The sequence below is a fragment of the Kitasatospora sp. NPDC034035 genome, assembly GCF_055575755.1.
Genome location: NZ_JBVISA010000042.1, coordinates 60,137 through 70,401, shown reverse-complemented (window position 1 = coordinate 70,401; position 10,265 = coordinate 60,137). Strand labels below are relative to the sequence as shown.

At 66.5% G+C, this 10,265-nt stretch carries 8 protein-coding genes; 5 read left to right on the top strand and 3 right to left on the bottom strand.

Going from position 1 to position 10,265, the window contains the following annotated elements; translation table 11 throughout:
* Window positions 1–238: 238 nt before the first annotated feature.
* Window positions 239–1,993, bottom strand: coding sequence for an RICIN domain-containing protein (locus ACZ52J_RS37745; RefSeq protein WP_465625393.1), 1,755 nt, complete (start codon window positions 1,991–1,993; stop codon window positions 239–241).
* Between the two features lie 1,036 nt (window positions 1,994–3,029).
* Between ACZ52J_RS37745 and ACZ52J_RS37740 the strand changes: the two genes are divergently transcribed.
* The 3 genes from ACZ52J_RS37740 (at window position 3,030) to ACZ52J_RS37730 (ending at window position 6,619) form a co-directional block, all read left to right on the top strand.
* Window positions 3,030–3,704, top strand: a complete 675-nt coding sequence (locus ACZ52J_RS37740) for a hypothetical protein (protein WP_465625391.1) — start codon at window positions 3,030–3,032, stop codon at window positions 3,702–3,704.
* 30 nt (window positions 3,705–3,734) lie between these two features.
* Complete coding sequence (locus ACZ52J_RS37735; protein ID WP_465625389.1) at window positions 3,735–4,820, top strand: helix-turn-helix domain-containing protein; 1,086 nt, start codon at window positions 3,735–3,737, stop codon at window positions 4,818–4,820.
* Window positions 4,821–6,046: 1,226 nt separating this feature from the next.
* Entirely contained in the window at window positions 6,047–6,619 is a 573-nt protein-coding gene (locus tag ACZ52J_RS37730; RefSeq protein WP_465625387.1) for a hypothetical protein, read from the top strand.
* A 59-nt stretch (window positions 6,620–6,678) separates the two neighbouring features.
* Here the strand turns inward: ACZ52J_RS37730 and ACZ52J_RS37725 are convergent, their stop codons facing one another.
* Entirely contained in the window at window positions 6,679–7,437 is a 759-nt protein-coding gene (locus ACZ52J_RS37725) for a glycosyltransferase family 2 protein (protein WP_465625385.1), read from the bottom strand.
* A 2-nt stretch (window positions 7,438–7,439) separates the two neighbouring features.
* The gene (locus tag ACZ52J_RS37720; RefSeq protein ID WP_465625397.1) at window positions 7,440–8,228 is read right to left on the bottom strand and encodes a GntR family transcriptional regulator; all 789 of its coding nucleotides are present in this window, start codon (window positions 8,226–8,228) and stop codon (window positions 7,440–7,442) included.
* A 220-nt stretch (window positions 8,229–8,448) separates the two neighbouring features.
* Here ACZ52J_RS37720 and ACZ52J_RS37715 point away from each other — a divergent pair, with 220 nt between their 5' ends.
* Window positions 8,449–8,805 carry an SCO3933 family regulatory protein gene (locus ACZ52J_RS37715; RefSeq protein WP_465625383.1) on the top strand — a complete coding sequence of 119 codons (357 nt, stop codon included), beginning with the start codon at window positions 8,449–8,451 and terminating at the stop codon, window positions 8,803–8,805.
* 5 nt (window positions 8,806–8,810) lie between these two features.
* Window positions 8,811–10,205, top strand: coding sequence for an FtsK/SpoIIIE domain-containing protein (locus ACZ52J_RS37710; RefSeq protein ID WP_465625381.1), 1,395 nt, complete (start codon window positions 8,811–8,813; stop codon window positions 10,203–10,205).
* The last annotated feature ends 60 nt before the right edge of the window (window positions 10,206–10,265 follow it).

The following is a 10,265-nucleotide window of genomic DNA, read 5'->3' as shown; positions in this document are numbered from 1 at the left end:
CCCCGACCAGACCATGACCATCGACCCCTGCAACCTGCAGTTCCTCTACCAGGGCAAGTCCCCCACCGCGACCGGCCCCTACGACCAACTGCCGTACCGGCCGGGCCTCCTCACCCTGCAGCACTGACCGATACCCACCACATCAAGGAACCCCAGCCGTGCGTCGGCTGGGGTTCCTTGATGCGAGATGACCATCGGCGCCCACGGCGAAGGGAAGGGGCCGACAGGCTGCGTGCGGCTACTTGAGCGCCGTACCACCCGAGTTGTGGTACGCGATCGTCTTGTTGATCAGGTTCCCGCCGTCGGACTCGACCCCTGTCTGTTCCTGCTGGCCCGCACCGAACAGGAGGCCGGCGATATGCGCGTTCGCCACCTGGTCCATGTGCGCGAAGAACCAGTCCACCTTGTCGTCCTTGTAGTGGTTGAGGGTGTTGTTCTGCGCCATGTTGCCCACGGGGATCTGCCACAGGACCACCGGCTTGCCCACCGACTCGGCCATCGTCTTGTAGAAGCCCAGCGCGGCAGCGGCCTTCTGGTCGGTCCAGAAGGTGTCACGGCCGCCGTGCGCCGGCTGTGCGTACCAGCCCGCGTCGCGGTCCACCACATCGGTGGCCAGGAAGTCGGCGTTCTTCGCCCCGAGGTCCGCGTAGTCCTTGACGCATCCCTGGACGTTGGTCTGCCAGTCCCAGCAGGTGAGGTGGAACCCCGCGCCCGTGTTCGGCGCGTACTTGTGCGCCATCGCTATCAGGCAACCGGCGAGTCCGGCGGCGCTGTTCTCCTGCGATCCGCAGTCCGTCGGATTCGCTGCCGTGACCTGCGCGGCGACCTGGTGCGGATTGCCGAGCGAGCGGACGTAGCCCCAGAAGTCGGGCTCGATGTCGATCATGTCGTGGTTGTTGCCGATCTTCTGGAGGAAGAACCGGTAGTCGTTCATGTAGCGGGTGAGCAGGTCGGCCTTGTTGATGGCGACGACCTCGCCCGGGCCGTCGCCCTGGCCCGCCGCATCCCCGAGGTCGCGCAACGAGTACCAGGTCCAGAAGTTCTTCTGCGGCCGCGGCTTGCCCTGGTACGTCGCCTGGGCCGCATGGGTGTCGCCCCAGGTCACGTAGTTGCCGGGCGCCGTGGTGTTGCCGCCCCAGCAGCCCCACCAGCTCGTCCACGCGGCCTGGCAGAGCGCTGCCGAATAGTAGGCCGACGAGGGCGCGGGCTGGCTGTGCACATAGGCGTATCGCACGTCGAACGGCGCGGCGGTCGCCGAGGCGTCGGACATCGAGCCGCCGATGAGCACCGTGCTGCTGCCCATGAAACGTGTCGCCGAGGCGCCGCTACCGCCGGCGGCCGGAGACGGCGCCGACGGCGGGCGGGTCCCGCTCGTAGCCTGGCCTGTCGCAGTGCCGCCGCCCGGCGTGGCAGCCGTGGTGGGCACGGCGGGGCTGGGGGTGCTGGGGGTGGGGGTGCTGGGGGTGGGGGTGCTGTCGGAGCCCGCCGCGCTCCCGGTGCCGCCGGCGTTCCCGACCGGGACGAGCAGCCACTGCTGGTTGGCGCCACCCCAGTCGTGGTACTGGGCGACGCGGCCCCCGTCGGTCTTGGAACCGCTCTGGACCTCGACGGCCATGCCACTGAAGCGGTTGATCAGACGCAGGTAGCCGTCCGGCGACTTCTCCAGGTGGAACTGCTGGTTGGCGCCGTTCAGGTCGCGCCACTGCACCAGGCCGGAGCCGGCGGTCTTCGACCAGCCGTAGTCGTCCAGCACCTTGCCGGAGTTGCGGTTCTGCAGCCGGTAGTTCCCGTCACCCGCGTCGATGAACCGCCACTGCTGGTTGGCCCCGTCGTGACGGCCCCACTGCACCACCGCAGCACCGTCGTTCGTGGCGTAACGGAGGCCGTCCAGCACCTCGCCGCTGTTGCGGTTGACCAGCATGTACCAGGGCTTCGTGTCCACGTCCACGGTTCCCGCCGAGGCCGTGTTGACCACGACCACGGAGCCGCCCACGACAGCAAGGCCGACGGCCGCCCAGAAACCCCGACGCTGGTACAACCGGCGGCGACGATGCGTCTGCCGCTGACCCGGTAGGGCCGAGCGGAACGACGGACGACCACGGCGTCCGTGGTCGCCGGGGGGAGACGCCTCCGACGGCGTGGAGGGGCGAGGGGACATGTCGGTGCTCTCTTTCAGCCGCTTCCTCCGGCCGGACCGCCCGGCCGGACGACACCTGGTTGTCACCGGCCCCGAAAAGGTTGCCGCGGCCCGCGAGAATCCCTTCCCTGCCGCGCGCCAGGCGGCGATCACCTCGCCGGGAGGGGCGGCGGCCAGGGCGGAACGCAGCTGACTGCCACTCAGTCGGTCGGCGACGGTGGGCACCGGGGGCCGCCCGGCCCGCCCCACGGTGCCCACCGAACACAGGGACGAGGTCGCGCTCGACGCGCCACCATCCTCGCCCCGCCCACCCGCCGAAGCGGGGGTCGCTCAGATCCACGTAGACGCGAAGAAGGCCGCCGACCTGCACTTTCGGGCAGATCGGCGGCCTTCCGTTTTGGAGCCCCCTGTCGGGTTCGAACCGACGACCCCCGCTTTACAAGGACAGGCGTTCGACACCCGGCGTGACCTGCGGCTCGTCCACCCTGCCGGTTCCCCTGCCCCCGCACCGCCAGCACCCGCGACCGACCGCCACGTACCGCCCGTTCTGGCACGCCTGTGGCACGGAGCCAGCTCCCGACGAGCCAGGCATCCTATGGTCCCCGCAATACATCACACGCACCTGCACAGGGTGACCGCATCCGCAGAAGGTTGACGGTCGTTCTCCCCATACGCAGGGATGACTAGTGCATACCTTTGCGTGACACATTGCCGACTATGGGCGCGTCCGCCTTGAAACAGCGCTGACCTGCAGCTAAGCTCCTCCTAGAACAACTATTCGAATAATGCAAGGCCTTCAAGGGCCGCCCTGTCGGTGGCGGGGTGTACCCTGCGGCTTATAGTTTCCGACCCTCATTTGAGGGGCGGCATCCATAAGTGCCCTGGAGGCAGGATGATCGTCGGGCTGGCTACGCCGGCACCTTCTGGTGGCTTCGACGCCGAACTGTCGAAGCTCGGCTTGGGGGGAGAGTGGATCAGGGAGGCGTTGGGCGCGAGCAGCACGGAGCGTCGACTCTGCTCGAAGCACGCCGCACCGATCGCACCCGGGATCTACGCATACAACGGGCTGGTTTCCAGCCTGAGCCAGCAATCCGTTCGAGCCGGTCTTGAGCGGATCAACCTCGCCGGAGTACTGCCGATCATCCGCAACGCGGACACGCGGGTTGCCCTGGGAGTGACGAGCGGCAACAGCCTCACAGGCCTCCGGACGCACAAGAAGCAGCCGAGCTCGCGCTACCCCAAGGGCGAGCTCACAAAGAAGCTGGTTGATCGCAACGTGCCGATCGGCCAGATCCCCTTCCTGGAGCGGGAAGCGTTCGAGGTGGAGCCGGCGGATGACCTGGCGGGCTACAACCTGTGGCTGCTGCTGGTCTACTTCGACCGGAAGAAGCAGGAGATCCGGTACGAGATTTCGCTCCCGGAGCGGCTCACCGCTCGCGGTTACATGCAGGACTGGTATCGCCGGATCATTCCGGACGAACCGTACGGCCTTGAGCCCGACGACTCCATCGATGACCTCAACGATGGCTTCGGGCCCCCGGACATCATTTCTGTCGAGCCGCGCTGACGTGGCGGCTTAACTGTAGAGGAAAGGCTTATGTTCACTCCGACCCGGCTTACGTTGGCACGAAAGCGGAGAGGGATGACCCTAGTCGAGCTCGGGGGTCAGGTCGGTGTGAGCAGCCAGAGCATTTCCAATTATGAAAATGGCCGGCAACAGCCATCCGAGGCTACGCTCGCAAAGATTGCAGCCGCACTAGACTTCCCACTGCCATTCTTCGCGGCGCCAGAAATCGATGAAATCGATGTCAGGTCGGTCAATTTTCGTGCACGCAGTAAACTGGCGGCAGGAACTCGCGACGCAGCGCTGGCCGAATCCCGACTTGCGGTAGAGCTCAGCGAATGGATGGACGAGCATTTTAAGCTCCCGCAGGTCGATCTCCCGACGCCCGGGAGGAAAATGCCCCCAACCGTCGCAGTCGATTATGTCCGGTCCACATGGCGGCTCGGCGAGGATACCGCCATTAGAAACATGATCCACCTGGTCGAAGGACACGGAGTTAGGGTATTCTCTCTCGCGCCTGAATATCCCGAAGTTGACGCATTCTCGTTCATGCGCGATGGTCGGCCATTTATCTTCCTGAATACCATGAAAACGGCCGAGCGCAGCAGGTTTGACGTAGCGCATGAGCTCGGCCATCTCGTGATGCACGCGGATGACGACTCCGGAACTCGCACCCGAGCGGCCGAGAAAGAGGCTGACGAATTTGCGTCAACTCTTCTGATGCCACGTCGCAGTGTGGCATCACGGGTGCCTGAATCTCCGACGACCGACCAAATTATTCGGCTCAAGCGGCACTGGAACGTCTCGGCCTTGGCTCTTACCTATCGACTTCACGCTCTCGGCAAGCTCACTGAATGGCAGTACAGGCAGACGGTGATCGAGCTCGGTCGACTGGGGTACCGAACTGGAGAACCAGGGGAAGGCGAGCGAGAGACTTCCCTCCTCCTTCAAAAGGTATTCGGCTCGCTCTGGGAACGGAGGATCTCACTGCAGGACGTCGCCTCGGATCTAGACGCCAATCTTAATGAGCTCAATAGCTGGGTCTTTGGCCTCGTGAATGCTCAATCTCTCCAGACGCTTCCATCGACTGAGCGCCCCCGCCTGCAGGTCGTACGCTAGGCCATCTAGAGATAGATATCCAGCCGAATGCAAACTTCTCCCATGGCAGCGTGTTCGATAATTGCGAATCAGACCCGCCTCCTGTGGGCAGTAGGTGGTCACTGCCGTGTGCCGTGCCTTATGGCAGCCGGGCCAGCATTGCCAGCCCGCTCTGATGGGCTGATGTTCCCCGTGGCTCCCGCCCAAGCGGACATGGCTGAGGCACGAGGCATTTCTTCTTGCCATGGAAATGAGCTTGACTAGGCAGGGGGTTGCTCGGGTGACTCCCCGCTACCCGCAGGCTGCCCGGCTTCCAAGCGGCTCAGTTCGACTTCACCGCCAGGTCGGACGACCAGTGACGCGATAGCTTGCCCATCAGGTCCATAGATCGTGACTGATTGGGGGCGCCTCGTCTCACCACGCTCAAGCCTCCGCCTGGCCCATGCGATGGCTTTCCCAAGCGTGGCTTCAGCAAGTGACTTCAGCGCGTAACCAGCTAGCGCATCTAGCGCTTTTCCGCCAAGGTAGATACCTAGTACCTCATACCAGGTGACTCCCCGCCCAGTCGGCGGCCGATAATCGATTTGGGACTCAAGATCCAACGCTTCCAGATCCTTGGCAAGCTCAAGGAGAGCGTCCTCTCGGTCCTTAGTCAGGATCTCCGTCCCGCCGATCTTGAAAGTCGCAGTAGCCATCATGCTCCTTGAGGACCACGCCGAAGGGGGACTTGTGTGGTCCCGCCATCCACAGAGCATAGGGGGCACGCAGGCGGTGGAACGGTTTTGGCCGGTGTCCTGCCTGGTTTGGGGTCGAGCATGATCGGGGGGCCGTAAGCTGTTGCGACTCGGTCAGGGCTCTTTGGGCCTGACCGCAATTTGGCCGAGTGGCCCCCCGTTCTTGCTCGACTCGGGTCCCGAGCCTGGGAGGTGGGTAAAACCGTGGAACCGCCCGACCCCAGCCACGACGGGCTCTGACCTCGGCATCCCTCCCGGCCGCACGTTCGACGTGCGCGGCCAGCCGCCGACGGAGCGGGGCGGAGACAGGAGCGACGGCGAGCGGCTGGGCCGCGCGCTGGCGCGCCGTGCGCGCCCTTGATGAAGTAGCGAAACTCGTAACAACCCCTCTCCCATCCCCTCCACCACCTCCGACCTGCGTCCTTGCCACTCCGCTCTGCATCCGGGCTCGTCGGCCGCCTATCATCGGCAGGTTCAGATCTGACTGCAGCTCACATCCTCGGTGCGGGGGCCATGGATACGATCACCCAGCTAGTGACCATCGCCGCTGTCGTGCTCGGTGGGTTGACCACGTACGTCACGAACCATCTGATGGAGCGGAGCAAACGCAAGGACGGCCTGCGTCTTCGCTGGGACGAGAAGAAACTTGACGCGTACGCCGACTATGTCGGGCAGGTCCGGACCTCGATTCACATCGCGGTGCTCCTCTATGAGGTGCGGGAAGAGATCCGGCAGATGCCCCGCACAGAGCACGAGTTGTCGATGGAGCTGACCGAGGCTGGCGGTACCCAGGCGCGGGCGTTCGAGCGGATCATGCTGCTCGCCGGGGATGAGGTGATCGAGGCGGCCCACGCCATCCAGGAGACTCTTGCCGCGATCGGGTGGCAGGCTCGGGGCCTGGTCGTTGGCAGTCTCGCGGAGTGGCGGGCGCTGCACACCGAGGCATTCAAGGCGATCAACCGGTTCCACGAGGCTGCACGCGCGGACCTCGGCGTTCGAGGCCGGTTCGAGGGGGAGCAACACACCGCCCGCGGGCTGCTGCTGCCGGGCGCCCGGAACGTGGATGAGGCGTCCGAGCGGACCTAAATCAGGCAGTGAAACGGCCCCGACGCTAGTGCTGCCGGGGCCGTCCTCAATTGGTTGTCTCAGCTGGCGTCGAGACGCCAGCTCTCCAGTGCCAGCAGCGACTCTGCCCGGGCCTGGATGACCGACATACGGGCCGTGCGTTCGACCTCCTGGCTGTGCGCCGCCTGGTGGGTGCTCTGCCCCGGCCACTTGCGGTAGAGGAGGCCGGTCTCCTCGATGAACCACCCGCGACTGACCGCGTTGAGAGACATCAACAGCCCGGTGTCCTCGGAAGCCGGGAGCGCCATCCATCCGCCGAGTGCGAGCAGCAGGTTCCGCCGAACGCACAGCGTCGCTGGGTGGACCTGGGCGCGGAAGTTGTAGGCCTTCCAGTGGGCCAGTACCTCGCCCCGCTCGATCGGTCCCGCCGGCGGGTCCTGGTCGAAGCCGACCGTGCTGCCGTCCGGGAGCAGGTCCAGCACGCGCGAAGTCGTCCATGCCACGTCCGGCCAGCTGGTGAGGACCGCAACGTCTCGGGCCAGCGTGCCCGCGGGAAGCTGGTCATCGGCATCGAGTACCTTCACGAACTGCCCGCTGGCCCGCGAGAGCCCCATGGTCCGAGCCATACCCGCCCGCCCGTGGCGGCCCTGACCGAAGCTGATCCGCGCGTCATCCGGGACGTGCGGGGCCACCTCGTCCGTCTCGCCGTCCTGCTGGATCACCCACTGCCAGTCCCAGCCGTCCGGGAGGTCCTGGTCCAGGAGCGACTTGTAGGCGTCCGCCAGATACTCGGCGCTCGGCCCGTGGACGGCCGTGATCACGGTTACGAGATTGGTCATGCTCACCACCTGCTCAGCTGGGTCGTGTAGACCATCTCGGTACGGTCGCCGGGCAGTACTACATCGGCGACCTCCACCACGCGGTCCGTCGTGTCGAAGCAAGTCTTCCTGAGGAGGATCACAGACACGCCCGCCGGAAGGCCGAGCTCTTCGATCTCCTCGCTAGTCGGGGGCCGGGCCCGGAAGGTCTCGACTACGCGGTCGAGCTCGATGCCGACGGTGAACAGCTGGTTCTGCGTGCCACCGGGCCACGGCTCCTGGTCCTCGCGGAGCAGGTCTGGGTTGCCCTTGATCATGTCCAGCACGAGGTAGGACCGGGCGGTGTTGAACGGCGTGCGCTCCCCGCTGTGCCGGGTGCGATAGGTGCGCCTCAGCAGGATGGTGCCTTCCGGGATGCCGAAAGCCGCAGCGAGATCGGCGTCCGCCGGTGTCTGCTCGTACTGGGCCGCAAAGACGAGATCGTTCACGGTGAGCCCCGTGTCGTGCTCGGTGGCGCCGGTCTTCGCGCGCTCCGACTCCGGCTGGCGGGCACGGTCCTTCTCCCACTGGTGGCGCAGGTTGTCACGGGTGACCGGGGTCGGCTGCCGGCGGACGAAGGTGCCGCGCCCATGCTGCTTGTCCACGAGTCCCTGGTTCTGAAGGACACCAACGGCCTGCCGGATGGTCGGGACGCTCACGTCGTAGATGTCGGCCAGCTCGGTCTCGGCGGGCAGCCGCTCACCCGGCGGGAGGCTTCCGTCGTCGATCTGGGCCTTGAGCTTGGCCGCGATCTGCTCGTACCGCTTCGCCATGGTGCTGGTCACCGTCCTGTCGGAGTCTCGGGCCCATCCTAAGTCCTAAAGAGGTGTTGACGACTGACTGATGGGCCGTCATAGTTTTCACCACGGCAACTCCTAATGAGGACTTGAGGACAAGATCTCAGGAGGTGCTGATGACGCACGGTATCTGCCGTGGTGAAGCTGCTCCGAGGACGACGACACTCCCTCGGTGCCAGATGAAGGAGCCAAGCCCATGCGCTTCATCCCCGTCGACACGACCGCCGCTCTCGTGATGGTCGCCCAGGCACCCCGCCCGAAGCTCAAGGACCGCCGCACCGGCGAGATGGCCATGGACGCCGAGACCGGCGCGCCGCTGGTCACCCTGGACGTCACGTTCGTGGCCAACGGCGAGGCCGACATCCTGTCCCTGACCGTGCCGCAGCCGGGCGTCCCGGACGGGCTGGCACCGGGCATGCTGGTCAGCCTCACCCGGCTTATCGCGCGGCCGTGGGAGAACGAGTTCAACGGCCAGCGCCGTTCCGGGATCGCCTTCCGGGCGGACGCCGTGACCGTCGCCGCCGCCCCGGCCCTCGCCGGCACGAACGCCTGACCGCCGTGGACACCCTGACGACGCTCCTGGAGCTGAGCGTCCCCGCGGCGGCCGTCGGCTCCGGCGCGTTCTACGCCAAGTCGAAGATGCCGCGGACCTACTGGGCCACCGTCGGTCTCCCGCTGACCCTCCACCGCATCCGGCACGACTACGAGAACGTCATGGAGGCCTGCGGGCTCACCGTAGAGCCCTCGTTCTGGCGCGCTATGGCCTCGTCCGCCACCAGTCGGCCGGCCAAGCCCGCAATGCCGAAGATCCGTGGAGTGCGCGCGAGCTCGACGGGGCTAAGCGTCCGGTTACGGCTCGCCCGTGGGCAACAGACGTCGGACCTGGTCGATGCGGCCGAGCGGCTGCGGCACGCCTGGGGCGTTCACGCGGTGCACGTCTCGGAGGTCAAGCCCGGTGTGGTGGCTTTGCGGATAGTCGGCTTCGACGTGCTGCGCAACGTGCGCATGCCTCGTCGGGCCGGCGCCAAGTCCCATGAACTGTTGCGCATCCCGGTCGCGCTTCGGGCCGATGGCACCGTGCACCATCGGGACTTCCGGCAGGCTCCGAACGGGCTGAACCTTGGTGCCAACCAGGCCGGGAAGTCGATGTTCACCCGGAACCTGGTCCACGGCCTCGCCCCGCAGCCGGTCGCCCTCGTGGGGATCGACTGCAAGCGCGGCGTCGAACAGCGCCCCTTCGCTCCGCGGCTGTCCGCGCTGGCCACCGACCAGGGCGAAGCACTCGGACTACTGCTCGCGCTGCTGGTCGAGATGGACGACCGGTACGACCTGATCCGCGACTACCAGGGTGTCCCCGGTTCGGTGGCGCCCGAAGACCTGACCGCCGACATCTGGGGCCTGCCCGCGAAGGTCCGGCCGGTGCCGATCGTCGTCGTGGTGGATGAGATCGCCGAGCTGTTCCTGGTCGCCAGCAGGGCCGATGAGGAGCGGCGGAACCAGATCGTCACCGCGCTCGTCCGGCTCGCCCAACTCGCCCGCGCCTCCGGCATCTTCTTGGAGATCTCGGGCCAGCGCTTCGGCTCGGAGCTGGGCAGGGGTGCGACTCTGCTCCGTTCCCAGCTGACCGGACGCACCGTCCACCGGGTCAACGACCTGGAGACGGCGAAGATGGGGCTCGGGGACATCTCCGACGCCGCGGTCGCCGCGTCCACCCGGATCAGCCCGGACATGCCCGGCATGGCCGTCGCCGGCGACACCTCCGGCCAGTGGTCCGAGATCCGCACCCCGTTCCGCTCGCTCTCCGAGGTCGCCGAGCGTTGCGCAGAGTTCGCGCACATGACGCCCGTCCTGGACCGCCTGGCGGCTTTCCGCCCGCAGGTCGCCACCCCGGCGAACATCCCGCCGATGCCCTCGGCGCCGCCGAGCTTCGCGCCGGTCCCGGCCGCCGAGTAGCAGCACCTCACCAACGGTCGACGCGCCGTCTCGCGCCAAGTCCCTACCACCGCCATGCCC